The sequence below is a fragment of the Pseudomonas sp. GW821-FHT03E01 genome, assembly GCF_059420765.1.
Map to the genome: position 1 here is coordinate 13,141 of NZ_JBWKUI010000008.1, position 24,843 is coordinate 37,983.

The 24,843-nt window shown below is 59.9% G+C and carries 26 protein-coding genes; 15 read left to right on the plus strand and 11 right to left on the minus strand.

Going from position 1 to position 24,843, the window contains the following annotated elements:
* Positions 1 to 71 precede the first annotated feature (71 nt).
* From AC07VO_RS14800 to tldD, 5 genes are all read left to right on the plus strand, one after another.
* Positions 72 to 668: a Maf family protein gene (locus tag AC07VO_RS14800; protein WP_086944701.1), complete on the plus strand. Its 597-nt coding sequence runs from the start codon at positions 72 to 74 to the stop codon at positions 666 to 668.
* A gap of 57 nt (positions 669 to 725) precedes the next feature.
* Positions 726 to 2,183 carry a ribonuclease G gene (gene rng / locus AC07VO_RS14805; RefSeq protein ID WP_007941226.1) on the plus strand — a complete coding sequence of 486 codons (1,458 nt, stop codon included), beginning with the start codon at positions 726 to 728 and terminating at the stop codon, positions 2,181 to 2,183.
* A gap of 75 nt (positions 2,184 to 2,258) precedes the next feature.
* Positions 2,259 to 6,062: a YhdP family protein gene (locus AC07VO_RS14810; protein WP_086944702.1), complete on the plus strand. Its 3,804-nt coding sequence runs from the start codon at positions 2,259 to 2,261 to the stop codon at positions 6,060 to 6,062.
* A gap of 106 nt (positions 6,063 to 6,168) precedes the next feature.
* Positions 6,169 to 7,023 (plus strand): carbon-nitrogen hydrolase family protein, encoded by an 855-nt coding sequence (locus AC07VO_RS14815; protein WP_086944703.1) that lies wholly within the window; start codon positions 6,169 to 6,171, stop codon positions 7,021 to 7,023.
* Positions 7,024 to 7,035: 12 nt separating this feature from the next.
* Positions 7,036 to 8,478, plus strand: coding sequence for a metalloprotease TldD (gene tldD / locus AC07VO_RS14820; RefSeq protein WP_018927212.1), 1,443 nt, complete (start codon positions 7,036 to 7,038; stop codon positions 8,476 to 8,478).
* Positions 8,479 to 8,538: 60 nt separating this feature from the next.
* On the opposite strand, the gene yjgA is transcribed toward tldD, so the two are convergent.
* Positions 8,539 to 9,063 (minus strand): ribosome biogenesis factor YjgA, encoded by a 525-nt coding sequence (gene yjgA, locus AC07VO_RS14825; protein WP_007941230.1) that lies wholly within the window; start codon positions 9,061 to 9,063, stop codon positions 8,539 to 8,541.
* Between the two features lie 108 nt (positions 9,064 to 9,171).
* On the opposite strand from yjgA, the gene pmbA reads away from it, so the two are divergent.
* Positions 9,172 to 10,518 carry a metalloprotease PmbA gene (gene pmbA / locus AC07VO_RS14830; RefSeq protein WP_086944704.1) on the plus strand — a complete coding sequence of 449 codons (1,347 nt, stop codon included), beginning with the start codon at positions 9,172 to 9,174 and terminating at the stop codon, positions 10,516 to 10,518.
* Between the two features lie 129 nt (positions 10,519 to 10,647).
* Here pmbA and AC07VO_RS14835 read toward each other — a convergent pair whose 3' ends face one another.
* The 10 genes from AC07VO_RS14835 to AC07VO_RS14880 all read right to left on the minus strand — a co-directional run bounded on the left by AC07VO_RS14835 (position 10,648) and on the right by AC07VO_RS14880 (position 17,669).
* Positions 10,648 to 10,920 carry an HPr family phosphocarrier protein gene (locus tag AC07VO_RS14835; RefSeq protein WP_018927210.1) on the minus strand — a complete coding sequence of 91 codons (273 nt, stop codon included), beginning with the start codon at positions 10,918 to 10,920 and terminating at the stop codon, positions 10,648 to 10,650.
* Between the two features lie 15 nt (positions 10,921 to 10,935).
* Positions 10,936 to 11,793 (minus strand): RNase adapter RapZ, encoded by an 858-nt coding sequence (gene rapZ, locus AC07VO_RS14840; protein WP_018927209.1) that lies wholly within the window; start codon positions 11,791 to 11,793, stop codon positions 10,936 to 10,938.
* A 2-nt stretch (positions 11,794 to 11,795) separates the two neighbouring features.
* Complete coding sequence (ptsN, locus tag AC07VO_RS14845; protein WP_018927208.1) at positions 11,796 to 12,260, minus strand: PTS IIA-like nitrogen regulatory protein PtsN; 465 nt, start codon at positions 12,258 to 12,260, stop codon at positions 11,796 to 11,798.
* A 12-nt stretch (positions 12,261 to 12,272) separates the two neighbouring features.
* Positions 12,273 to 12,581 (minus strand): ribosome hibernation-promoting factor, HPF/YfiA family, encoded by a 309-nt coding sequence (gene hpf / locus AC07VO_RS14850; RefSeq protein ID WP_007941242.1) that lies wholly within the window; start codon positions 12,579 to 12,581, stop codon positions 12,273 to 12,275.
* A 74-nt stretch (positions 12,582 to 12,655) separates the two neighbouring features.
* On the minus strand, positions 12,656 to 14,149 hold the full coding sequence (locus tag AC07VO_RS14855) for an RNA polymerase factor sigma-54 (RefSeq protein ID WP_064620307.1): 1,494 nt from the start codon (positions 14,147 to 14,149) through the stop codon (positions 12,656 to 12,658).
* A gap of 184 nt (positions 14,150 to 14,333) precedes the next feature.
* Positions 14,334 to 15,059, minus strand: a complete 726-nt coding sequence (gene lptB, locus AC07VO_RS14860) for an LPS export ABC transporter ATP-binding protein (RefSeq protein ID WP_018927206.1) — start codon at positions 15,057 to 15,059, stop codon at positions 14,334 to 14,336.
* Positions 15,059 to 15,604 carry a lipopolysaccharide transport periplasmic protein LptA gene (gene lptA, locus AC07VO_RS14865; protein ID WP_064620302.1) on the minus strand — a complete coding sequence of 182 codons (546 nt, stop codon included), beginning with the start codon at positions 15,602 to 15,604 and terminating at the stop codon, positions 15,059 to 15,061. Before lptA ends, lptB begins: the two co-directional genes overlap by 1 nt.
* Positions 15,591 to 16,163 (minus strand): LPS export ABC transporter periplasmic protein LptC, encoded by a 573-nt coding sequence (gene lptC, locus AC07VO_RS14870; RefSeq protein ID WP_019581167.1) that lies wholly within the window; start codon positions 16,161 to 16,163, stop codon positions 15,591 to 15,593. The genes lptA and lptC overlap by 14 nt, the downstream gene beginning before the upstream one ends.
* Before the next feature lie 7 nt (positions 16,164 to 16,170).
* On the minus strand, positions 16,171 to 16,695 hold the full coding sequence (locus tag AC07VO_RS14875) for a KdsC family phosphatase (protein ID WP_064620298.1): 525 nt from the start codon (positions 16,693 to 16,695) through the stop codon (positions 16,171 to 16,173).
* On the minus strand, positions 16,695 to 17,669 hold the full coding sequence (locus AC07VO_RS14880) for a KpsF/GutQ family sugar-phosphate isomerase (protein WP_086944705.1): 975 nt from the start codon (positions 17,667 to 17,669) through the stop codon (positions 16,695 to 16,697). The genes AC07VO_RS14875 and AC07VO_RS14880 overlap by 1 nt, the downstream gene beginning before the upstream one ends.
* 276 nt (positions 17,670 to 17,945) lie before the next feature.
* Here AC07VO_RS14880 and AC07VO_RS14885 point away from each other — a divergent pair, with 276 nt between their 5' ends.
* The 9 genes from AC07VO_RS14885 to hisD all read left to right on the plus strand — a co-directional run bounded on the left by AC07VO_RS14885 (position 17,946) and on the right by hisD (position 24,841).
* The gene (locus AC07VO_RS14885; protein ID WP_018927201.1) at positions 17,946 to 18,755 is read left to right on the plus strand and encodes an ATP-binding cassette domain-containing protein; all 810 of its coding nucleotides are present in this window, start codon (positions 17,946 to 17,948) and stop codon (positions 18,753 to 18,755) included.
* Positions 18,755 to 19,552, plus strand: a complete 798-nt coding sequence (mlaE, locus tag AC07VO_RS14890) for a lipid asymmetry maintenance ABC transporter permease subunit MlaE (RefSeq protein ID WP_026286502.1) — start codon at positions 18,755 to 18,757, stop codon at positions 19,550 to 19,552. Before AC07VO_RS14885 ends, mlaE begins: the two co-directional genes overlap by 1 nt.
* On the plus strand, positions 19,552 to 20,019 hold the full coding sequence (gene mlaD, locus AC07VO_RS14895; protein ID WP_007941252.1) for an outer membrane lipid asymmetry maintenance protein MlaD: 468 nt from the start codon (positions 19,552 to 19,554) through the stop codon (positions 20,017 to 20,019). Before mlaE ends, mlaD begins: the two co-directional genes overlap by 1 nt.
* Before the next feature lie 11 nt (positions 20,020 to 20,030).
* A complete protein-coding gene (locus AC07VO_RS14900) occupies positions 20,031 to 20,684 on the plus strand; it encodes an MlaC/ttg2D family ABC transporter substrate-binding protein (RefSeq protein ID WP_018927198.1) in 654 nt (217 codons plus the stop codon).
* A complete protein-coding gene (locus tag AC07VO_RS14905; RefSeq protein ID WP_086944706.1) occupies positions 20,681 to 20,986 on the plus strand; it encodes an STAS domain-containing protein in 306 nt (101 codons plus the stop codon). Before AC07VO_RS14900 ends, AC07VO_RS14905 begins: the two co-directional genes overlap by 4 nt.
* Positions 20,987 to 21,100: 114 nt before the next feature.
* Complete coding sequence (locus AC07VO_RS14910; protein ID WP_018927196.1) at positions 21,101 to 21,340, plus strand: BolA family protein; 240 nt, start codon at positions 21,101 to 21,103, stop codon at positions 21,338 to 21,340.
* 22 nt (positions 21,341 to 21,362) lie between these two features.
* Positions 21,363 to 22,628, plus strand: a complete 1,266-nt coding sequence (gene murA, locus AC07VO_RS14915; RefSeq protein ID WP_018927195.1) for a UDP-N-acetylglucosamine 1-carboxyvinyltransferase — start codon at positions 21,363 to 21,365, stop codon at positions 22,626 to 22,628.
* A gap of 126 nt (positions 22,629 to 22,754) precedes the next feature.
* On the plus strand, positions 22,755 to 23,390 hold the full coding sequence (hisG, locus tag AC07VO_RS14920) for an ATP phosphoribosyltransferase (RefSeq protein ID WP_007941260.1): 636 nt from the start codon (positions 22,755 to 22,757) through the stop codon (positions 23,388 to 23,390).
* A gap of 125 nt (positions 23,391 to 23,515) precedes the next feature.
* Complete coding sequence (hisD, locus tag AC07VO_RS14925) at positions 23,516 to 24,841, plus strand: histidinol dehydrogenase (RefSeq protein ID WP_018927194.1); 1,326 nt, start codon at positions 23,516 to 23,518, stop codon at positions 24,839 to 24,841.
* Positions 24,842 to 24,843 lie beyond the last annotated feature (2 nt).

Genomic DNA, 24,843 nt, shown 5'->3' on the forward strand with positions numbered 1-24,843 from the left:
CACCCGGTGCCCTGTCTCGCCAAAAAGGAACAGTATTCGTGAGACAGGGCACTAGACAGGGAGATGTCTTGATGAAACAGCTGTACCTCGCCTCAGGCTCGCCGCGTCGGCGTGAACTGCTCGCTCAGATCGGCGTGCCGTTCACCACCATCAGCGCGGACATCGACGAAACCCCTTTCCCTGAAGAATCCCCATCGGCCTATGTCGAGCGTCTGGCGCGCGGCAAGGCCGAGGTCGGGCGCGGGGCGATCGTGTCCGACGCGGATTTCTGCGTGCTGGGCGCCGACACTGCCGTGGTGCTGGACGGGAAAATTCTCGGCAAACCGGTGGATGAAGCCGAAGCGTGCGCCATGCTTATGCTGTTGTCCGGGTGTGAGCATGAAGTGCTGACGGCGATTGCGGTGCACGATGGTGAACGTTGCGAGTCTCTGGTGGTGCGCAGTCTGGTGCGTTTTCGCACCATCGGCCGCGTTGAAGCGGCGGCCTATTGGGCCAGCGGCGAACCCCGGGACAAGGCGGGCGGCTACGGGATTCAAGGGCTGGGCGCGGTGTTCGTTACCGGGCTCAATGGCAGCTACTCGGCGGTGGTCGGTTTGCCGCTGTGCGAAACCGCAGAACTGCTCGGCCATTTCGGCATACCCTGTTGGCAAACCCTTAACGCGCACTGAGCGTCGTACTGACAAGATGCGGCCATTATCGTGAACATGCCAGAACGAGACCCTGCCATGAGTGAAGAGATCCTGATCAACATCACGCCGATGGAATCACGCGTGGCGGTGGTCGAAAACGGTGTTCTGCAAGAGGTCCATGTCGAACGCACGCAAAAACGCGGGATCGTCGGCAACATCTACAAAGGCAAGGTCGTTCGGGTATTGCCGGGCATGCAGGCCGCCTTCGTCGATATCGGGCTAGACCGCGCCGCATTCATTCACGCCTCGGAAATTTCCCTGCGCGAAGGCCCGGCGGTGGAGAGCATCAGCTCGCTGGTTCACGAAGGCCAAAGCCTGGTGGTGCAAGTCACCAAGGACCCGATCGGCTCCAAAGGCGCACGCCTGACCACGCAACTGTCGATCCCGTCGCGCTATCTGGTGTACATGCCGCGCACTGCCCACGTCGGTATTTCCCTGAAGATCGAAGACGAAGCCGAGCGCGAACGCCTCAAGCAAGTGGTCACCGACTGCGTGGAGAAAGAAGGTATCAAGGAAGCCGGCGGTTTCATTCTGCGTACCGCTGCCGAAGGGGCCGGAGCCGATGAAATCCTCATGGATATCCGCTACCTGCGCAGGCTTTGGGACCAGATCAACGCCCAGATCAAAACCATCAGCGCACCGAGTGTGATCTACGAAGACCTCGGCCTGGCGTTGCGCACCTTGCGCGACCTGGTGAGCCCGAAGATCGAAAAGATCCGCATCGACTCCCGGGAAACCTTCCAGAAAACCACACAGTTCGTCGCCGAACTGATGCCGGAAATCGCTGACCGTCTGGAGCATTATCCGGGCGAGCGGCCGATTTTCGACCTGTATGGCGTCGAAGACGAAATCCAGAAAGCCCTGGAGCGCAAAGTGCCGCTCAAGTCCGGCGGCTATCTGGTGGTCGACCCGGCGGAAGCCATGAGCACCATCGACGTCAACACCGGAGCCTTCGTCGGTCATCGCAATCTCGAAGAAACCATCTTCAAGACCAACCTCGAAGCCGCCACCGCCATTGCCCGTCAACTGCGTCTGCGCAACCTGGGCGGGATCATCATCATCGACTTCATCGACATGGAAGATGAAGAGCATCAGCGTCAGGTACTGCGCACCCTCGAGAAGCAACTGGAGCGCGATCACGCCAAGACCAACATCATCGGCATCACCGAGCTGGGCCTGGTGCAGATGACCCGCAAGCGCACCCGCGAAAGTCTCGAGCAAGTGCTGTGCGAACCGTGCAGCAGCTGCCAGGGGCGCGGCAAGCTCAAGACCCCGGAAACCGTCTGCTACGAGATCTTCCGCGAAATCCTGCGTGAGGCCCGTGCCTATCAGGCCGAAGGCTATCGCGTGCTGGCGAACCAGAAAGTGGTCGACCGCTTGCTCGATGAAGAGTCGGGCAATGTCGCTGAGCTCGAAGGGTTTATCGGGCGCACCATTCGGTTTCAGGTAGAAACCATGTATTCCCAGGAACAATACGACGTGGTGCTGCTCTGAAGCGTTGTATTTCAATTCCACTAGAACGGCTGGCCTCAGCTTTTTGCAGTATTTTTGCCATGGGAGCCAACTGACATGGACCGTCTGACACGCATTTTGGCCGCACTGACCCGCTGGGGTCTGGGCCTGTGTGCGTTGGTTTTGGTGTTGATGGCGCTGTTTGTCAGCCTCGGCCGGGAGCTGACACCGCTGGTGGCCGAATACCGTGCCGATGTCGAAACCAAAGCCAGCACCGCCGTGGGCATGCCGCTGCACATCGGCGAACTGGAGGGCAACTGGAGTGGCCTCGCCCCGGTTCTGCTGGCTCATGACGTGATGGTTGGCGAAGGCTCCAATGCCTTGCGCCTGGACCAGGTGCGCGCGGTGCCGGATCTGTGGGCCAGCCTGCTGGCGCGCGAAATACGCATCGCACATCTGGAGCTCAACGGCTTGAAGATCAGCCTCAAGGAAGGCGAGGACGGTCATTGGGCGCTGGAAGGGTTGCCGGTGCGGCAGGATCAGCCGCTGGACCCGGAGCAGTTGTTCAATCGTATGCAGATGGTCCAGCAATTGTCGGTGCTCGACAGTCAGGTGACCTTGCAGCCACTGGATCAGCCGCCGCTGACCCTGACCTACGTTGGCCTCAATCTGAGAACCGGTGTGTCGCGTCAGCGCCTCGACGCCCGTTTGACCCTGCCCGATGGCCAGCCGGTTGCGATGAGCCTGCGTACCCGTATCCGCGCCAGCCAGTGGCAGGACGGCGAGGTTGAGGCTTATTTGAGCCTGCCGCAAAGCGATTGGTCGAAATGGTTGCCCGAGCGCCTGACCCAACAATGGAATTTCTCCGAGATCAAGGCCGGTGGCGAGCTCTGGGTGAACTGGAGCGAGGGCGCCCTGCAAAGCGCCGCGATCCGTTTGAACGCACCGCAACTCAAGGGCGCCTACGCCGAGCGCAAGCCAATCCAGATCAACAATCTGGCGCTTAACGGCTATTTCCAGCGCAGCTCCACGGGTGTGCTGGTGACCCTGGATTCCCTGGCGATGAGCCTGGGTGAAACTCGCTGGGAATCGAAACTGCAATTTCAACAAACCGCGGCGACCGACGAGACGCCAGAGCTTTTGCATCTGCAAGCCGACCGCATCGACCTGACGCCGCTCACCCCGTTACTGAACGCTTTGGGGCCGCTTCCGGAAGGTGTCGCTACGGCCGTCGAGCGGCTCAAGGTCACCGGGGTATTGCGCAACGTGCTGATCGACTTGCGCCCCGCGGCTACCGATGACAGCAAGTTCAGCTTTGCCGCCAATCTGGAGCGGGTCGGCTTCGACGCCTATCACGGCGCACCGGCGGCGCGAAACGTCAGTGGCAGCATCAGCGGCGATCTCGGGCAGGGTGAGTTGCGCATGGACAGCAAGGATTTCTCCCTGCACCTGGACCCGATTTTCGCCAAGCCATGGCAGTACATTCAGGCCAATGCGCGGTTGAACTGGAAGCTCGATAAAGAAGGTTTCACCCTGATCGCGCCGTACCTGAAGGTGCTGGGCGAAGAGGGCAAGATTGCCGGCGACTTCCTGATTCGCCTGCATTTCGATCACACCCAGGAAGACTACATGGACCTGCGGGTCGGCCTGATCGACGGCGACGGTCGCTACACCGCCAAGTACCTGCCGGCCGTGTTGAGCCCGGCGCTGGACGAGTGGCTGCGTACGGCGATTCTCAAAGGTGCGGTGGATGAAGGTTTCTTCCAGTACCAGGGATCGCTGAACCATGGCGCCCCGGAAACGGCTCGCAGCATCAGCCTGTTTTTCAAGGTTCATGATGCCGAGCTGGCGTTTCAGCCGGGTTGGCCGCATGTCAGCAAAGTCAGCGGCGATGTATTCATTGAAGACAGCGGTGTGCGGATTCTCGCGAACAAGGGGCGATTGCTCGACACCCAGGTCAACGACGTCTACGTCAATATTCCCCATGTGCCTGCCGGACAGAATCCTCACCTGTTCCTCGATGGCACGTTCGCCGGCGGGTTGGGCGATGGCCTGAAGATTCTGCAGGAAGCACCGATCGGCACGGCCGATACGTTCGCCGGCTGGGAGGGCGAGGGCGATCTGCAAGGCAAACTCAACCTGGATGTACCGCTGGTCAAAGGTGAGCAACCGAAAATCCTCGTCGACTTCAAGACCGACAAGGCCCGCTTGAAACTTCGCGAGCCCATCCTGGAACTGACACAACTCAAGGGCGACTTCCGCTTCGACAGCGCCAAGGGGTTGAGCGGACAGAAGATCACCGCGCGAGCGTTCGACAAGCCCGTGACCGCGCAGATTTTTGCCGATGGCAGTGCGGGCAAGCTCAACACTCGGGTCACCGCAGCGGGTCAGGTCGAGGTCAAGAAACTCACCGAGTGGCTGAACGTCACTCAGCCGCTACCGGTGTCTGGTGTGGTCCCTTATCAGCTGCAACTGAACCTTGATGGCGCCGACAGCCAATTGATAGTCAGCTCCGATCTAAAAGGCGTGGCGGTGGATTTGCCGGCGCCGTTCGGCGTGGCGGCGGATGTCGGCCGCGACACCGTGTTCCGCATGACCCTGCAAGGACCGGAGCGGCGTTACTGGGTCAACTACGGTGAGCTGGCGAACTTCACGTTTGCGGCCCCGACTGGCAACTTCGTCGACGGTCGCGGTGAGTTGTTTCTCGGCGGTGGTGATGCTGTGCTGCCCGGCAACAAAGGCCTGCGCATACGCGGTGTACTGTCCGAGCTGGATGTGTCTCCCTGGCAGGATCTTGTCAGCAAGTATGCTGGCCAGGATCCAGGCGGCAGCGCCAAGCAATTGCTCAGCGGCGCGGATTTCAAGGTTGGCAAGCTCAGCGGTTTCGGCACCACCCTTGATGAGGCGTCGGTGCAGTTGACGCGCAAGCCGGCCGCCTGGGCGCTGCAACTCGACAGTCAGCAGGCCAAGGGTACCGTCGGTATTCCCGATGCCAAAGCCACACCGATTGCGGTCAATCTGCAGTACGTACGTTTGCCGGCCCCAGACCCGACGGTGCTGGCCGACGAGAATTCGCCGGATCCGCTGGCCACCGTGGACCCGACGAAAATCCCGGCGCTGGATATCACCATCAATCAACTGTTCCAGGGCCAGGACCTGGTGGGCGCCTGGCTATTGAAAGTTCGCCCGACCGGCAAGGGCATCGCCCTCAACTCCCTGGATATGGGACTCAAGGGCATCTTCCTGCAGGGCAGCGGCGGTTGGGAAGGCGCGCCCGGCAATTCCAGCAGTTGGTACAAGGGCCGGGTCAGTGGCAAGAACCTTGCCGATGTGCTCAAGGGCTGGGGCTTTGCGCCGAGCGTCACCAGTGAAGAGTTTCACATGGATGTCGACGGTCGCTGGCCTGGCTCACCGGCGTGGCTGGCCACCAAGCGCTTCTCCGGCAGCCTCGATGCGTCGCTCAATAAAGGTCAGTTTGTTGAAGTCGAGGGCAGCGCCCAGGCTCTACGGGTATTTGGCCTGCTCAACTTCAACTCCATTGGCCGCCGCTTGCGCCTGGACTTTTCCGACCTGTTCGGCAAAGGCTTGAGCTATGACCGGGTCAAAGGGCTGTTGGTCGCGAGCAACGGGGTCTACGTGACCCGTGAGCCGATCCGGCTGACCGGCCCGTCGAGCAACCTGGAACTCAACGGCACCCTGGACCTGGTGGCTGATCAGGTCGATGCCAAGTTGCTGGTGACCTTGCCGGTGACCAACAATCTGCCGATTGCCGCGCTGATCGTCGGTGCGCCAGCCGTCGGTGGGGCGCTGTTCCTGATCGATAAGCTGATCGGTGATCGCGTGGCGCGCTTTGCCAGCGTCAGATACACGGTCAAAGGTCCGTGGAAAGAGCCGAAAATCACCTTCGACAAGCCTTTTTGAAAAGCCACTTTCCAAGCCTATGGAGTAGCATGGCCGTAAGTCCCCTGCAGGAGCTGCCGCAGGCGGCTCCTACAGGTATGTGTTGATTCCAGATAAGGAAATGGCCATGTCTGTAGCAGTCATTCAAATGGTCAGCCAGAGCGACGTGCTGGCCAACCTGTCCCAGGCCCGTCGTCTGCTTGAGCAGGCGGCGTCCGGTGGCGCGCGGCTTGCCGTGCTGCCGGAAAACTTCGCTGCCATGGGCCGTCGCGACATTGCCGACATTGGCCGCGCCGAAGCGCTGGGCGAAGGCCCGATCCTGCCGTGGTTGAAACAGACCGCCCGCGACCTCAAGTTATGGATAGTGGCCGGCACGTTGCCGTTGCCGCCGGCGGATGAACCGATGGCCAAAGCGCATGCATGCTCGTTACTGGTGGATGACCAGGGCGAGACCGTGGCGCGGTACGACAAGCTGCACCTGTTCGACGTGGACGTGGCGGACAATCGCGGGCGTTATCGCGAATCCGATGACTATGCTTATGGCAGTGGCGTGGTGGTTGCCGATACGCCGGTCGGTCGAGTCGGCCTGACGGTGTGTTACGACTTGCGCTTCCCGGAGCTGTACAGCGAATTGCGTGCTGCCGGCGCGGAATTGATTACCGCCCCGTCGGCCTTTACCGCGGTGACCGGCGCGGCCCATTGGGACGTGCTGATTCGCGCGCGGGCCATCGAGACTCAATGTTACGTGCTCGCGGCCGCCCAGGGTGGCACTCATCCGGGACCGCGAGAAACCTTTGGTCATGCCGCGATAATCGATCCATGGGGGCGCGTGCTGGCACAACAGGATCAGGGCGAGGCCGTGCTGCTGGCCGAACGCGACAGCAGCGAACAGGCGGCCATCAGGGCGCGGATGCCGGTGTCCACTCACCGGCGCTTTTTCTCGCAGGGCGCTCAGCGACCTGCATCAGAACGACGAATTTAAGGCGTAAAGCATATGAGCGAGTTGTTGTCCTCTGTCAGTGAACACCTCCTGGCGCCCGGCGGCGTAACGATCGAGAGCCTGCAAGGTGTGCTCGGCGATCTGGCCGGCCCGGGGATCGATGCCGCCGACCTGTATTTCCAGGGGCAGATTTCCGAGTCCTGGGCGCTGGAAGACGGGATCGTCAAGGAAGGCAGCTTCAACCTCGACCAGGGTGTCGGCGTGCGTGCGCAATCGGGTGAAAAAACCGGTTTCGCCTACAGCAATGCGATCACCCTCGAAGCGCTGGGCGCGGCGGCCCGTGCGGCCCGTTCGATCTCCCGGGCCGGGCAGAATGGCACCGTGCAGGCGTTCACTACCCAGGATGTCGCTCAGTTGTACGGGCCGGACAACCCGCTGGAAGTAATGACCCGCGCCGAGAAAGTCGAGCTGCTCAAGCGCATCGACGTGGCGACCCGCGCCCTCGACCCGCGTATTCAGCAAGTCACCGTGAGCATGGCCGGGGTCTGGGAGCGGATTCTGATCGCCTCCACCGATGGTGGCCTGGCGGCGGATGTGCGGCCGCTGGTGCGTTTCAACGTCAGCGTGATCGTTGAGCAGAACGGTCGTCGTGAGCGCGGCGGCCATGGCGGTGGCGGTCGTACCGACTACCGCTATTTCCTCAGCGAAGACCGCGCCATGGGTTATGCCCGTGAAGCGTTGCGTCAGGCACTGGTGAATCTGGAAGCCATCCCGGCGCCGGCCGGTACGTTGCCGGTGGTGTTGGGTTCGGGTTGGTCCGGCGTGTTGCTGCACGAAGCCGTCGGTCACGGTCTGGAAGGCGATTTCAACCGCAAGGGCAGTTCGGCCTACAGCGGGCGCATGGGCGAGATGGTTGCATCGAAGCTTTGTACCATCGTCGATGACGGCACCCTCGCCGGCCGCCGAGGTTCGCTGAGCGTCGACGACGAAGGCACGCCGACCGAGTGCACCACGCTGATCGAAAACGGCGTGCTCAAGGGTTATATGCAGGACAAGCTCAACGCGCGCCTGATGGGCGTGGCCCGCACCGGCAACGGTCGTCGCGAATCCTACGCGCACCTGCCGATGCCGCGCATGACCAACACTTACATGCTCGGTGGCGAAAGCGACCCGGCGGAAATCATCGCCTCGGTGAAAAAAGGCATCTACTGCGCCAATCTCGGCGGCGGTCAGGTGGACATCACCAGTGGCAAGTTTGTGTTCTCCACCAGCGAGGCGTACCTGATCGAAGACGGCAAGATTACCGCCCCGGTCAAAGGCGCGACGTTGATCGGCAACGGGCCGGAAGCCATGAGCCGGGTGTCGATGGTTGGTAATGATCTGGCGCTGGACAGCGGTGTGGGAACGTGTGGCAAGGATGGGCAGTCGGTGCCGGTGGGTGTCGGCCAGCCAACGCTGAAAATCGATGCGATCACCGTGGGTGGCACAGGATCGTAAGGGGCTCTTGAAAGCGTGAAGCTTCGGGTGAGTTGCGAGGCAACTCACCCGATTCGGGACTTAACGCAAACCGCGTTGAGTCTCGTCCAGCTCACGGATGTACTTGAAGATTTTACGGCTCGAAGCCGGTGGCTTGTTGGTCGCCAGTTCGTGCTGGGCCTGACGGATCAGGGAGCGCAATTGTTGACGATCGGCCTCCGGGTAATCGACGACGAACTTCTCCAGGACGGCGTCGTCGCCTGCGATCAAGCGATCGCGCCAGCGTTCCAGGCCGTGGAAACGTTCGTTGTACTGCCGGGTGGAGGCATCGAGTTGATCGAGCAGGGTGAGAATGGCGCCAGTGTCCTGATCGCGCATAAGCTTGCCGATAAACTGAAGGTGCCGTTTACGCGCGATGTTCGCGGTGTGCTTGGGCGCATCGGCCAGAGCCCGGCGCAAAGCGTCGGTCAACGGCAGTTTTGCCAGCAGGTCAGGCTTGAGTGTTGTAAGGCGCTCGCCGAGGTCAACCAGAGCATGCAGCTCGCGTTTGACCTGGGATTTGCTTTTTTCTCCCGTATCGAGGGAGTCGTCGTAAGAATCAACCATGGTGGCCGTCCGCAAAGAAACGCCGCCATGATAACCAGTCGGGGGCCGCTTGTCCGGCCCGGTCGCTCGATGACCGTTACCGAAAGCAGAATTTGAGTGGAGAACAGCATGAGTGCAGTTGAAAGCGTCGGCCCACAAGCGTTGCCGGCACTGCAAGAGCAAGTTGAGCAGATCATTGCTGAAGCCAAGCGCCAAGGCGCCAGTGCCTGTGAAGTGGCGGTGTCGCTGGAGCAGGGCCTGTCGACCACGGTGCGTCAGCGGGAAGTCGAAACCGTTGAGTTCAACCGCGACCAGGGCTTTGGCATCACCTTGTATGTAGGGCAGCGCAAAGGCTCGGCCAGCACCTCGGCCAGCGGTTCGGAAGCGATTCGCGAAACCGTCGCTGCTGCGCTGGCGATTGCCAAGCACACGTCCGAAGACGAAGCCGCAGGCTTGGCGGATGCCGCGCTGATGGCCAAGGAGCTGCAGGATTTCGACCTGTTCCACCAATGGAGTATCACACCGGAGCGAGCCATCGAGCAGGCCCTGGCCTGTGAAGCGGCGGCGTTTGCCGCCGACAGTCGGATCAAGAACGCCGACGGCACCACCCTCAGCACTCATCAGGGTTGCCGTGTGTACGGCAACAGCCACGGTTTTATCGGCGGTTACGCCTCGACCCGTCACAGCCTCAGCTGCGTGATGATCGCCGAAGCCGATGGCCAGATGCAGCGTGATTACTGGTACGACGTGAACCGGCAGGGCAATTTGTTGACCAGCCCGGAGAGCATCGGCCAGCGTGCCGCGCAACGGGCGGCGAGCCGCTTGGGCGCACGCCCGGTACCGACCTGCGAAGTGCCGGTGCTGTTTTCTGCGGAACTGGCCGGCGGTTTGTTCGGCAGTTTCCTCTCGGCGATTTCCGGCGGCAGTCTGTATCGCAAGTCTTCGTTCCTCGAAGGCACGCTGGGGCAGAAACTGTTCCCGCAATGGCTGACCATCGATGAACGTCCGCACTTGATGCGCGCTTTGGGCAGCTCTGCCTTCGACGGCGATGGCCTGGCGACCTACGCCAAGCCGTTCGTGGAAAACGGCGAGCTGGTGTCCTACGTGCTTGGCACCTATTCCGGCCGTAAGCTGGGCATGCCGAGCACCGCGAATGCCGGCGGCGTGCACAACCTGTTCGTCACCCATGGCGATGAAGATCAGGCGGCCCTGTTGCGCCGCATGGGTCGTGGCCTGCTGGTCACTGAATTGATGGGGCAGGGCCTGAACATGGTCACTGGCGATTACTCCCGTGGCGCAGCGGGTTTCTGGGTCGAGAACGGCGAAATCCAGTTCGCGGTCCAGGAAGTGACTATTGCCGGCAACATGCGCGACATGTTCAAGCAGATCATTGCGGTCGGTAATGACCTGGAATTGCGCAGCAACATTCGCACAGGTTCGGTGTTGATCGAGCGGATGACGGTGGCAGGTAGTTAAGCTGCGGTTGCTGCACAAAAAAAATGCGCCACCCGATTGGGTGGCGCTTTTTTTTTGGATCAAAATATCGCAGCTTCGTCAGCGCCTACGCATCTGTGGGCGCAACCGAAAGCCGAAATCCATTGATCTTTATTCGCCTTCGTCGAAGAAGTTGTTGATCAGCGCCACCAGTGCATCCATAGCTTCCTGCTCTTGTTCACCTTCGGTTTTCAGGTGGATTTTGGTGCCCTTGCCGGCCGCGAGCATCATCATGGCCATGATGCTTTTGCCATCGACCATCGTTTCCGGTGTACGGCCAGCTCTGATCTGGCAAGGGAACTGCCCGGCGACGCCAACGAATTTTGCAGACGCGCGGGCATGCAGGCCCAGCTTGTTGATGATTTCGATTTCCAGAGCAGGCATCGCGATGTGAATCCTTTAGCTGAGGTCGCGGTGGCGAACCTGGACGTTCTTCAGGGATTGTTGCAGGACCTGGCCCAGACGTTCGGTCAGGTAGACAGAGCGGTGATGCCCGCCGGTGCAGCCAATGGCAATGGTGACATAGGCGCGGTTGCTGGCGGCAAAGCGGGGCAGCCACTTGAGCAGGTAGGAGGAAATGTCCTGGAACATTTCCTCGACATCCGGCTGCGCCGCCAGGTAGTCGGCCACCGGTTGATCGAGCCCGGACTGTGCCCGCAGCTCCGGTTTCCAGTAAGGGTTAGGCAGGCAGCGCACGTCGAACACCAGATCGGCGTCCACCGGCATGCCACGCTTGAACCCGAAAGACTCCACCAGAAACGCAGTACCGGGCTCCGGCTGATTCAGCAGGCGCAGCTTGATGGTATCGCGCAGCTGATACAGGTTCAGATTGGTGGTGTTGACCTTGAGGTCGGCCAGGTCGGCGATCGGCCCCAGCAGATTGGTTTCGTCCTCTATCGCCTCCGCCAGCGAGCGATTGGCACTGCTCAGCGGGTGACGGCGGCGGGTTTCCGAAAATCGTTTGAGCAGGGTCTCTTCATCGGCGTCCAGATACAGCACATCGCACTGGATATGCCGGCTGCGGACTTCTTCCAGCAATTCGGGAAACCGTGACAGGTGGCTCGGCAAGTTGCGTGCATCGATGGACACGGCCACCAGAGGTTGTGCCAGTTCGGTGTGAATCAGTGCGCGTTCGGCCAGTTCCGGCAACAGACCGGCCGGCAGGTTGTCGATGCAGTAGTAGCCGTTGTCCTCGAGAACATCGAGGGCAGTGCTTTTACCTGAGCCGGAGCGGCCGCTGACGATGATCAGGCGCATGATTAGTGACCGTTTTGCTCGTCCAGGACAACCTGATACAAGGCTTCGTTGCTCGGGGCGCTGCGCAGTTTTTCACGCACTTCCTTGCGATCAAGCATGCTGGCGATCTGGCGCAGCAACTCCAGGTGCGCATCGGTGGCGGCTTCGGGGACCAGCAGTACAAACAGCAGGTCAACCGGAGCGCCGTCGATGGCGTCGAAATCGATGGGTGCATCCAGGTGCATCAAGGCACTGATGGGCGATCCGCAGCCCTTGAGACGGCAGTGGGGGATGGCGATACCGTTGCCAAAGCCGGTGGAACCGAGTTTTTCACGGGCGACCAGACTCTCGAAGACATCCTGCATGGCCAGATCCGGCACTTCGCGATGGATGAGGTTGGCAATTTGCTCGAGGGCTTTCTTTTTACTGCCGCCCGGCACGTTCACCAGGGAACGGCCGGGGGTCAGGATGCTTTCAAGTCGGATCATGGGTTGGGAGTGTTAACGACCGGTCGCGCCCTGGAGGAGGCTCTGGGTCTTTTCCTTATGCTTTTTGAGTTGTTTATCCAGCTTGTCGGTCAGTGCGTCGATCGCTGCGTACATATCGGTATGTTCCGCGTTAGCGACCACCTCATTGCCGGGAATATGCAGCGTGGCTTCGATTTTCTGCTTGAGCTTCTCGACCGTCATCGTGACCTGCACGTTGGTGATCTTGTCGAAATGCCTCTCTAATCGTTCGAGTTTTTCGCCGATGTAGGTGCGAAGAGGTTCGGTCACTTCCAGTTGGTGTCCACTGATGTTGACTTGCATACAGCTTCTCCTTCGTTGCCAGTGCATAAAGCGGTAGATCCGATGATCTACCACTGGAACGCTGTGGCGTGGCTCTACATCAACCGCTTGCGTTCGCTCGAAGGCGCGATTCCTAGGGATTCGCGGTACTTGGCGACGGTGCGGCGAGCCACCTGAATGCCTTGTGCCTCCAGTAAACCAGCGATCTTGCTGTCACTCAACGGCTTTTTCTGATTTTCCGCGGCAACCAGTTTTTTGATGATCGCGCGGATCGCCGTAGACGAGCATTCACCGCCTTCGGAGGTACTGACGTGGCTGGAAAAAAAGTATTTCAGTTCATAGATGCCCCGTGGGGTATGCATGAATTTTTGCGTGGTCACCCGTGAAATCGTCGATTCGTGCATGCCCACCGCTTCGGCGATGTCATGCAGCACCAGCGGTTTCATGGCCTCGTCGCCGTACTCCAGGAAGCCGCGTTGATGCTCGACGATCTGGGTGGCCACTTTCATCAGGGTTTCGTTGCGGCTTTGCAGGCTCTTGATGAACCAGCGAGCCTCCTGCAACTGATTACGCATGAAGGTGTTGTCAGCGCTGGTATCGGCGCGGCGTACGAAGCCGGCGTATTGGGCGTTGACCCGCAGGCGCGGCACCGACTCCTGGTTCAGTTCCACCAGCCAGCGCTCGTTGTCCTTGCGCACGATCACGTCGGGAACGACGTATTCGGCTTCGGTGGACTCGATTTGCGACCCCGGGCGCGGGTTGAGGCTCTGGACCAGTTCGATCACCTGGCGCAGTTCATCTTCCTTGAGCTTCATACGGCGCATCAGCTGGCTGTAGTCGCGGCTGCCGAGCAGGTCGATGTAATCGGTGACCAGGCGCTTGGCCTCGGTCAGCCAAGGGGTCTTGGCGGGCAGTTGGCGCAGTTGCAGCAGCAGGCATTCACCGAGGTTGCGGGCGCCGATACCGGCGGGCTCGAATTGCTGGATGCGGTGCAGGACGGCTTCGATTTCGTCCAGTTCGATGTCCAGTTCCGGATCGAAGGCCTCGAGGATTTCCTCGAGGGTTTCGTCCAGATAGCCCTGATTGTTGATGCAGTCGATCAGGGTCACGGCGATCAGGCGATCGGTGTCGGACATCGGTGCCAGGTTCAGTTGCCAGAGCAAATGGCTTTGCAGGCTTTCACCGGCCGAAGTACGGGTGGTGAAATCCCACTCGTCGTCATCGTTGCTCGGCAGGCTGCTGGCGCTGGTCTGGTAGACGTCTTCCCAGGCGGTATCGACAGGCAATTCGTTGGGAATGCGCTCGTTCCAGTCGCCTTCCTCAAGGTTATCCACCGTCGGGGCGGTTTCCTGGTAGGAGGGTTCCTGAATGTCGGTGTTGGGTTGCTGTTCGGCTTTGTCGGCCAAGGGGTCTGCGTTATCGAAGTCGTCGCCTTCTTCCTGGCGTTCGAGCATCGGATTGGACTCCAGGGCCTCCTGGATTTCCTGTTGCAGGTCCAGGGTCGACAATTGGAGCAGGCGGATGGCCTGTTGCAGCTGCGGTGTCATCGTCAGCTGCTGGCCCATTCTCAAGACTAGCGATGGTTTCATGGCAGGGGCTTAACACCTTATTCGCCGGCGCACATGCGCCATCCACTACAGGGCGCCGAAGCGCCAAACATAAGCAAATTATATGCCTGAAACTGAAGTGTTTGCCTAGAGCGCTGTAACAATAAAAAACTATTGATTTTTTATTGATATGAGCACCAAGGCGACTGGCCAGGCACCTCAGCGCTTACAGGCGGAACTCATGGCCCAGATACACTTCCTTGACCAGTTCGTTGGCCAGGATGGTGGCGGAGTCGCCTTCAGCGATCAGCTGGCCATCGTTGACGATGTAGGCGGTTTCGCAGATGTCCAGGGTTTCACGGACGTTGTGGTCAGTGATCAGCACGCCAATGCCTTTGGCCTTGAGGTGGTGGATGATCTGCTTGATGTCGCCCACCGAGATCGGGTCCACGCCGGCGAAGGGTTCGTCGAGGAGGATGAATTTCGGGTTGGTGGCCAGTGCCCGGGCGATTTCCACCCGACGGCGTTCACCACCGGACAGGCTCATGCCAAGGCTGTCACGAATGTGGTGGATGTGAAATTCCTGCAGCAGGCTTTCCAGCTCTTTGCGGCGACCGGCCTTGTCGAGCTCCTTGCGGGTCTCGAGGATGGCCATGATATTGTCGGTCACCGACAGCTTGCGGAAGATCGACGCTTCTTGCGGAAGATAGCCGATACCGGCCTTCGCGCGACCGTGCATCGGCTGGTGGCTGACGTCCAGGTCATCGATCAGTACGCGACCCTGATCGGCCTGTACCAGACCCACGATCATGTAAAAACAGGTGGTTTTGCCGGCGCCGTTGGGGCCAAGCAGGCCGACGATCTGGCCGCTGTCGATGGACAGGCTGACGTCACGCACGACCTGGCGGCTCTTGTAGCTCTTGGCCAGATGCTGAGCTTTCAGAGTTGCCATTACTGGGTTTTCTCGTCGGTTTTCTTCTTCGGCTGGATCACCATGTCGATACGCGGACGTGTCTCGGTGACCTTGCTGCCCGTGGCGCGACCGGCGCTGGCGAGTTTCTTGATCGTGTCATAGACGATTTTTTCGCCCTGGGTGACGTTGTTGTCCTTGTCGACAACTTTGGCCTTGTCGATCAGTACGACGCGGTTTTGCGCTGCGTGGTACTGGATGGTTACGCCCCAGCCCTGAACAGGCTTGGTGTCGCCAGCGGTCTGCAGTTGCTCGAAGTAGGCGAGGTTGCCCACCGAGGTCACCACATCGATCTCGCCTGTTGGCGTGCGGGTGATGGTCACGGTGTTGCCCTTAACGATCATCGAGCCCTGAGTGATGATCACATCACCTTTATAGGTGGCAACACCGTTCTTGTCGTCCAGTTGGGCGTCGTCGGCCTGGATGCGGATAGGCTGCGCTTGATCGGTCGGCAGAGCCCAGGCGCTCACGCTTCCCAGTGCTGCGCTCAGACTGAGCAAAATAGGGAGGGTTTTAACGAGCCTCATACTGTCCTCTTACGTTCGATAGCAGGTGTATCCTGCTTTCTTTCAAGTACGCTTTCATTCCGTTGCCTGTCGATACACCGCCGGCGCCATCGATTCTAACGGGTTGATCGGTCTGCGCATATTGCTGCTGCGGGAACACTGTCATACGGGTGGTGGTAATCAGGGTTTTACGGTTTTTTTCGTCGAAACGCGTGATACGTACCGAGTCGATCAGCTCGACCTGGGTGCCGTCCGGGTTGACTTCGCCGCGTTCGCTCTGGACGTGCCAAGGGAATTCGGTGCCACGAAACATGTTCAGGTCAGGGTTGGACAGCAACGTCACTTCCGTCGCCTTCAGGTGTTCGACCTTGTCGGACGTCATTTCATACTGCAGTTTGCCGTCCGGCAGGTACTGCACGCTGTGGGCGTTGGTTGCGTAATAGTCGATCATGGCTTCATCGACATGCGCCACTGGCTTGTCGAGGAAGCGTTCCGGGCTGATGTTCCAATAGCCGACCGCAGCGAATAGCGCCGCGATGCAACCGAATATCAGGATGTTGCGAATCTTTTTGCTCAGCATGATGGGCTCACAGGTACGCGGCGTTGGCCGCATCGAGGCGGCCCTGGGCGCGCAGGATCAATTCGCAGAATTCGCGCGCGGCACCCTCGCCGCCACGGGCCTGGGTGATGCCGTGGGCGTGTTCGCGCACGAAGCTGGCGGCGTTGGCCACGGCCATGCCCAGACCGACGCGGCGAATCACCGGCAGGTCCGGCAGGTCGTCGCCGAGGTAGGCCACTTGTTCATAGTTCAGGTTGAGTTGGGCAAGGAGCTCGTCGAGCACCACCAGTTTGTCTTCGCGACCCTGGTACAGGTGTGGAATGCCGAGGTTCCTGGCTCGTCGTTCGACCACCGGGGTCTTGCGTCCGCTGATGATAGCGGTCTGCACGCCGGCTGCCATCAACATCTTGATGCCTTGGCCGTCGAGGGTGTTGAAAGTCTTGAATTCGCTGCCGTCTTCGAGGAAGTACAGGCGCCCGTCGGTCAGCACTCCGTCGACGTCGAATACCGCCAGTTTGATCTGTTTGCCGCGTTGCAGCAGGTCCGTGCTCATTACATTACTCCAGCGCGCAGCAAATCGTGCATGTTCAGGGCGCCGACCGGGCGGTCTTCGCTGTCGACAACGACCAGTGCATTGATCTTGTGGTCTTCCATGATTTTCAACGCCTCGGCAGCCAGCATCTCGGCACGTGCGGTCTTGCCGTGGGCGGTCATCACCTGCTCGATGGTGGCGCTGTGGATGTCGATGCTGCGGTCCAGGGTGCGACGCAGATCGCCGTCGGTGAAGATCCCGGCAAGTTTACCGTTGGCTTCCAGAATCACGGTCATGCCCAGGCCCTTGCGGGTCATTTCCATCAATGCGTCCTTGAGCAGGGTGCCGCGCTTAACCTGCGGCAGCTCTTGCCCGGCGTGCATGACGTTTTCCACTTTCAACAGCAGGCGTCGACCAAGTGCGCCGCCTGGGTGGGAAAAGGCGAAATCTTCAGCGGTAAAACCGCGGGCTTCCAGTAGCGCCACCGCCAGGGCATCGCCCATCACCAGAGCGGCGGTGGTCGATGAGGTTGGCGCCAGGTTCAGCGGGCAGGCTTCGTGCTCGACGTGAACGTTGAGGTTGACCTCGGCAGCCTTGGCCAGTGCCGAATCGGGATTGCCGGTGACGCTGATCAATTTGATGCCCAGGCGCTTGATCAGTGGCAGCAGGGTAACGATTTCATTGGTGGAACCGGAGTTCGACAGTGCCAGGATGATGTCGTCACGCGTGATCATACCCATGTCGCCGTGGCTGGCTTCGGCTGGATGCACGAAGAACGCCGTGGTGCCGGTGCTGGCCAGGGTGGCGGCAATCTTGTTGCCGATGTGCCCCGATTTGCCCATGCCGACCACGACTACGCGGCCTTTGCTGGCCAGAATCATCTCGCAAGCGCGTACGAAATCCGCGTCGATATGGGGTAACAAGCCTTGCACGGCTTCCAGTTCGAGACGGATGGTGCGTTGTGCAGATTGAATCAGGTCGCTGGATTGGCTCATGTCAGAAATCGTATAGCCTGATGAAAAGGCGGCGATTATAACGGTAATGATCAAAACCCTCACGCAAGTTCGTCGCGGTTTGTCATTCCTTGTTACCGAGACCCTCTAAATAGATGATTTCAGGTGGTCATGTTGCTGAACGTGCCCGGCTTGGGCCTTGGGCGCTTGGCATTTGCAGTGATATAGTTCGCCGCCAGTTCGGCCTGCCCGGGAAGGTATGTGCTTTCGTCAGAAAGCCAGGCGTCCGAGTGAGAGGCTGCATCGCAAGGAGTTTAGATGAGTGCCGATAACGCCTACGCGGTCGAGCTGAAGGGACTGACCTTCAAGCGCGGTGCGCGCAGCATTTTCAATAACATCGATATCCGCATACCACGCGGCAAGGTCACCGGCATCATGGGGCCTTCCGGGTGTGGCAAGACCACGCTGTTGCGGTTGATGGGGGCCCAATTGCGCCCCACCAGCGGCGAAGTCTGGGTCAATGGCCAGAACCTGCCGACGTTGTCGCGCAGCGATTTGTTCGATGCGCGCAAGCACATGGGCGTGCTGTTTCAGAGCGGCGCGTTGTTTACCGATCTCGATGTATTCGAGAACGTCGCCTTTCCGCTGCGTGTTCATACCACACTGCCGGAAGAGATGATTCGCGATATTGTCCTGCTCAAATTGCAGGCCGTGGGCTTGCGTGGCGCCATTGACCTGATGCCTGACGAATTGTCCGGCGGTATGAAGCGTCGAGTCGCGCTGGCCCGGGCGATTGCCCTCGATCCGCAAATTCTCATGTACGACGAGCCTTTTGTCGGCCAGGACCCGATCGCCATGGGCGTGCTGGTGCGCCTGATCCGCCTGCTCAACGATGCGCTGGGCATCACCAGCATCGTGGTCTCCCACGATCTGGCCGAGACCGCGAGCATCGCCGACTACATCATTGTGGTGGGTGACGGGCAAGTGTTGGGGCAGGGCACACCCAAGGAATTGATGACTTCGCAGGAACCACGGATTCGCCAGTTCATGACTGGTGAACCCGACGGCCCGGTCGCATACCACTTTCCAGCGACGGATTACCGCGCAGATCTTCTGGGGAAGCGCTGATGCGCAAGATTTCATTAATAGAAAGAGTGCGCCGTTTCGGCCACGCCGGCATCGATGTGCTGGCGGTATTCGGGCGTTCGGCGCTGTTCCTGTTTCATGCCTTGCTCGGTCGCGGTGGCATTGGCGGCAGTTTTGGCCTGCTGGTCAAGCAACTGCATTCGGTTGGCGTGATGTCCCTGGTGATCATCGTGGTCTCCGGGGTGTTCATCGGTATGGTGCTGGCGCTGCAGGGCTTCAATATCCTGTCCAGCTATGGCTCGGAGCAGGCTGTCGGGCAGATGGTTGCGCTGACACTGCTGCGTGAACTGGGGCCGGTCGTCACGGCCTTGCTGTTCGCCGGGCGTGCGGGTTCGGCGCTGACCGCCGAAATCGGCAACATGAAATCCACCGAGCAACTGTCCAGTCTGGAAATGATCGGGGTTGACCCGCTCAAGTACATTATTGCTCCGCGCCTGTGGGCCGGCTTCATTTCCCTGCCGGTGCTGGCAATGATTTTCAGCGTGGTGGGTATCTGGGGCGGTTCGTGGGTGGCCGTCGACTGGCTGGGTGTCTATGAAGGCTCCTACTGGTCGAACATGCAAAACAGCGTGACGTTTGTCGACGATGTGCTGAACGGCATTATCAAAAGCATCGTTTTTGCCTTCGTCGTGACCTGGATCGCCGTATTCCAAGGCTATGACTGCGAGCCCACTTCCGAGGGGATCAGTCGTGCCACTACCAAGACCGTGGTGTACGCCTCTTTGGCGGTACTCGGCCTGGACTTTATTCTGACCGCCTTGATGTTTGGAGATTTCTGATGCAAAACCGCACCCTGGAAATCGGTGTCGGCCTTTTCTTGCTGGCTGGCATCCTGGCTTTGCTGTTGCTTGCGTTGCGGGTCAGTGGCCTGTCCCCGAGCCCGAGCACCGATACTTATAAACTTTATGCATATTTCGATAATATCGCCGGTTTGACTGTCAGAGCTAAAGTGACCATGGCCGGTGTGACCATTGGCAAGGTCACTGCGATCGATCTGGATCGCGACAGCTTCACCGGTCGGGTGACCATGCAACTGGAAAAGCGCGTAGATAACCTGCCGACTGACTCCACTGCATCTATCCTGACCGCTGGCCTGTTGGGTGAGAAATACATCGGTATCAGTGTGGGTGGGGAACAAGCCCTGCTCAAGGATGGTGGAACCATCCACGACACGCAGTCGTCGCTGGTGCTCGAGGACCTGATCGGTAAATTTCTGCTCAATACCGTTAGCAAAGACGCCAAATGAGGAGCTTTTCAATGATCTCTATCTTGCGACGTGGCCTGTTGATATTGCTCGCAGCCTTGCCGTTGATGGCTAACGCCATGGCGGCGCAGTCGGCGCACGATCTGGTTCAGGACACCACGACCCGGATGCTCGCCGACCTGTCGGCCAATAAAGAGAAGTACAAGCAGGATCCACAAGACTTTTATACGGCGTTGAACACCATCGTCGGTCCTGTGGTGGATGCCGAGGGCATTTCCAAAAGCATCATGACCGTCAAATACTCGCGCAAAGCAACGCCCGAGCAAATGAAGACGTTTGAAGAAAACTTCAAAAAAGGTCTGTTCCAGTTTTATGGCAACGCATTGCTCGAATACAACAACCAGGGCATTACTGTTGAGCCTGCCAAGGATGAATCGGGAGACCGTACCAGCGTTGGCATGACGGTCAAAGGCAGCAGCGGCGCGATCTATCCCGTGTCTTACACACTCGAAAAGATCAACGGCGAATGGAAGCTGCGTAACGTCATCATCAACGGCATCAATATCGGCAAGCTATTCCGCGATCAGTTCGCTGATGCGATGCAGCGCAATGGCAACGACCTGGACAAGACCATCAATGGTTGGGCCGGGGAAGTCGCCAAAGCCAAGGAAAACACCGAAAAAGCTGTCGAGAAGAAAGCCCAATGAGTGAGTCGGCCATTCGCATGAGCGAAACCGGCGAGCTGCTGCTCAGCGGTGTGCTGGATTACCGGACCGGCCCGAACTTGCGCAAGCAGGGGCAGGTACTGATCAAGTCCAGCAAGGCGCCTGCGCTGGTGGTCGATTGCTCCGCAGTGGAGAAGTCCAGCAGTGTCGGCTTGTCGCTGCTGCTGTGCTTCATGCGCGATGCCCAGGTGGCCGGCAAGGCCTTGAGCATTCGCGCGATGCCCGAAGACATGCGCAAAATCGCTCAGGTCAGCGAATTGACCGAGCTGTTGGCGCACCCCTGAACCGCATCTATAAAGAAGCCCCCCGTCAGAGTCCTGCTTCGCGGGGTTCGCAGGCGCGGGGCTTTTTTGTATGATGTCCGACCCGCGCGCACAGGGCGCCGATTGAGGTTGAGCATGCAGGCCGTAGAAGTGAAGAGCTTCCTTGAAGGAAAGCTGCCAAACACGAAGGTGGAAGTTGAAGGCGAAGGCTGCAATTTCCAGCTGAACGTGATTAGCGATGAACTGGCGGCGTTGAGCCCGGTGAAGCGTCAGCAGCAGGTCTATGCCCATTTGAACCCGTGGATTGTCGATGGCAGCATCCATGCGGTCACTATGAAATTTTTCAGCAGCGCGGCCTGGGCCGAGCGCACCTGAGCCCAAGGGCGTCGAGATTCTTATGGATAAATTGATTATTACTGGTGGCGCTCGTCTTGATGGCGAGATCCGCATCTCCGGGGCAAAGAACTCGGCCTTGCCGATCCTGGCTGCCACCTTGCTGTGCGATGGCCCGGTGACCGTGGCCAACCTGCCGCACCTGCACGACATCACCACCATGATCGAGCTGTTCGGTCGCATGGGCATTGAGCCTGTGATCGACGAGAAGCTCAGCGTCGAAATCGACCCACGCACCATCAAGACCCTGATCGCGCCGTACGAACTGGTTAAAACCATGCGCGCCTCGATCCTGGTGCTGGGCCCGATGGTTGCCCGTTTCGGTGAAGCCGAAGTTGCACTGCCTGGCGGTTGCGCCATCGGTTCGCGTCCGGTTGACCTGCACATCCGTGGTCTTGAAGCCATGGGCGCGGTCATCGACGTCGAAGGCGGCTACATCAAGGCCAAGGCCCCTGAAGGCGGCCTGCGCGGTGCGCACTTCTTCTTCGACACCGTCAGCGTGACCGGTACCGAGAACATCATGATGGCGGCCGCTCTGGCCAAGGGCCGCAGCGTTCTGGCCAACGCCGCTCGCGAGCCTGAAGTCGTCGACCTGGCGAACTTCTTGAACGCCATGGGCGCGAAGGTTTCCGGCGCCGGCACCGACACCATCACCATCGATGGCGTCGAGCGTCTGCACACGACCACTTACAAAGTGATGCCTGACCGTATCGAGACCGGCACCTATCTGGTGGCGGCAGCGGTCACCGGCGGGCGTGTGAAGGTCAAGGACACCGATCCGACCATCCTCGAAGCCGTTCTGGAAAAACTTCGTGAATCCGGTGCCGAAATCACTACCGGTGAAGACTGGATCGAGCTGAACATGCACGGCAAGCGGCCGAAAGCCGTCAACGTGCGGACCGCTCCATACCCGGCGTTCCCGACCGACATGCAAGCGCAATTCATCTCCCTCAACGCCATTGCCGAAGGCACTGGTGCGGTGATCGAGACGATCTTCGAAAACCGTTTCATGCACGTTTACGAACTGCACCGCATGGGCGCGCACATTCAGGTTGAAGGCAACACCGCCATCGTCACCGGCATCGAAAAGCTCAAGGGCGCGCCAGTCATGGCCACCGACCTGCGTGCTTCGGCCAGCCTGGTGATCTCGGCGCTGATCGCCGAAGGCGATACCCTGATCGATCGCATCTACCACATCGACCGTGGTTATGAGTGCATCGAAGAGAAGCTGCAGATGCTCGGCGCCAAGATCCGCCGCGTACCGGGCTAGTTTCTGCTGCATGGGCGCAGGGACGCGTCCGTTGATTTGTTGAAGTCGAGCCGGTTTCCGGCTCGATGTGTGTCCGGCGCCGTTTGCGACCGGGCATGAGTACCTTGATAAGGACTGACGTTTCCCATGTTGACTATCGCACTGTCCAAGGGCCGCATCCTTGACGACACCCTGCCGCTTCTGGCTGAAGCGGGCATCGTGCCGACCGAGAATCCGGACAAGAGCCGCAAGCTGATCATCCCCACGACCCAGGCCGATGTGCGCTTGCTGATCGTGCGTGCCACCGATGTGCCGACCTATGTCGAGCATGGTGCCGCCGATCTGGGCGTCGCCGGTAAAGACGTGCTGATGGAATACGGCGGCCAGGGTCTGTACGAACCGCTGGACCTGCAAATCGCCCAGTGCAAACTGATGACGGCCGGTAAAGTCGGCGCAGTCGAGCCCAAGGGCCGTCTGCGCATTGCCACCAAGTTCGTCAATGTCGCCAAGCGCTACTATGCCGAACAGGGTCGTCAGGTCGACATCATCAAGCTCTACGGCTCGATGGAACTGGCGCCGCTGATCGGCCTGGCGGACAAGATCATCGACGTGGTCGACACCGGTAACACGCTGCGGGCCAATGGCCTGGAGCCACAGGATTTCATCGCTGCCATCAGCTCCCGTCTGATCGTCAACAAGGCGTCGATGAAAATGCAGCATGCCCGTATCCAGGCGTTGATCGACACCCTGCGCAAGGCAGTGGAGTCTCGACACCGCGGCTGATTCACCTGCGCGACCTTGAGTCGCGCCCGTCTATCCGCCTCATAGCCAGAATTCTCGGGTGCCCAAGCGGATCAACGGCTAGCTTAGGGCGCCCGAGTTTTTGCCAATCCTATGAGGCTCTCGCTATGACCGCACCGACTGCAATTCGCCGACTCAACGCTGCTGACCCGGATTTCGCACATCATCTGGATCATCTGCTGAGCTGGGAAAGTGTGTCTGACGACTCGGTCAATCAGCGGGTGCTGGACATCATCAAGGCCGTGCGCGAGCGTGGCGATGCGGCGGTGGTCGAGTTCACCCAGAAGTTCGATGGCCTGCAAGTGGCGTCCATGGCGGACTTGATCCTGCCGCGCGAACGCCTGGAACTGGCATTGACCCGCATCACCGTGCCTCAGCGCGAAGCCCTGGAAAAAGCCGCGACCCGTGTGCGCAGCTACCACGAAAAGCAGAAACAGGACTCCTGGAGCTACACCGAAGCCGATGGCACGGTGCTGGGCCAGAAGGTCACGCCACTGGATCGCGCCGGTCTGTACGTGCCGGGCGGCAAGGCGTCCTACCCGTCCTCGGTGCTGATGAACGCGATTCCGGCCAAGGTGGCGGGCGTGACCGAAGTGGTCATGGTCGTGCCGACCCCGCGCGGTGAAGTCAACGAACTGGTGCTGGCCGCAGCCTGCATCGCCGGCGTCGACCGGGTGTTCACCATCGGCGGCGCGCAGGCGGTTGCGGCGCTGGCTTACGGCACCGAAAGCGTGCCGAAGGTCGACAAAGTGGTTGGCCCGGGCAACATCTATGTCGCCACCGCCAAGCGCCACGTGTTCGGCCAGGTCGGCATCGACATGATCGCCGGCCCGTCGGAGATTCTGGTGGTGTGTGACGGCCAGACCGATCCGGACTGGATCGCCATGGACCTGTTCTCCCAGGCCGAGCACGACGAAGACGCCCAGGCGATTCTGGTCAGCCCGGACGCCGAGTTCCTCGACAAGGTGGCGGCAAGCATCGCCAAACTGCTGCCAACCATGGAGCGCGCCGAGATCATCGAAACCTCGATCAATGGCCGTGGTGCGCTGATCAAGGTTCGCGACATGGAACAGGCCATCGAAGTGGCCAACCGCATTGCCCCAGAGCACCTGGAGCTGTCGGTCGCCGATCCACAGGCCTGGCTGCCGCAGATCCGTCACGCCGGCGCGATCTTCATGGGCCGCCACACTTCCGAGGCCCTGGGCGACTACTGCGCAGGTCCGAACCACGTATTGCCGACCTCCGGCACTGCGCGCTTCTCTTCGCCGCTGGGTGTTTACGACTTCCAGAAACGTTCGTCGATCATCTTCTGCTCCGAGCAGGGTGCCTCCGAACTGGGCAAGACCGCCTCCGTACTGGCCCGTGGCGAATCGCTGAGCGCTCACGCCCGCAGTGCTGAATACCGCATTCTTGATGACAAGCAGGGGAACTGAAC